The organism is Streptosporangium sp. G11 (genome assembly GCF_051192615.1).
Classification (GTDB): Bacteria; Actinomycetota; Actinomycetes; order Streptosporangiales; family Streptosporangiaceae; genus Streptosporangium.
In genome coordinates, this window is the sequence record NZ_JBPJUQ010000380.1 from 1 (window position 1) to 524 (window position 524).

General features: G+C 70.0%; 1 protein-coding gene. It reads left to right on the top strand.

Going from position 1 to position 524, the window contains the following annotated elements; all coding sequences use genetic code 11:
- Positions 1-44: 44 nt before the first annotated feature.
- On the top strand, positions 45-524 hold a 480-nt coding region (locus ACSDR0_RS51125), incomplete at its 3' end, for a helix-turn-helix domain-containing protein (RefSeq protein ID WP_435296222.1).

Genomic DNA, 524 nt, shown 5'->3' on the forward strand with positions numbered 1-524 from the left:
ACGTACGATCAGGGCCCAGTAGGTCGTTGATGGGCGGTGAGGCAGTGCCGAAGCTCCTGTTCGCGAGGGCCCCGAAGGACCCGATCGAGGAACGGAAGATCCGTAAGTTGGCCGGTGCCCGGCATGCTCCGGCCGATTGGATACGGCGGGCTCAGATCATCGCGTTGAGCTGGGAGCGGCTGCGGGTGCCGCAGATCGCCCGCGAGCTGGGGTGTGCGGAGAAGACGGTGCGCTACCGGTTGGCGCGCTTCAACGCCGAAGGCCTGGACGGGTTGGGAGATCGGCCTGGTGTCGGTCGTAAACGGCGGATCAGCCAATCCGAGCGCTCGCAGCTCATCGCGCTGGCCCGCACTTCGCCGCCGGGCCGGCCGGTGCGCGATCAGGCGACCGGTGAGCTGGCCGCGGCCGATGAGACCGGGCCAGGGGCGTGGACGCTGGACACCCTGACCGAGGCCGCCCACGAGCTGGGCATTGTGGTGGCGCGCTCGCAGGTGCGGCGGATCCTGCTGGCCGAGGGAGTGCGC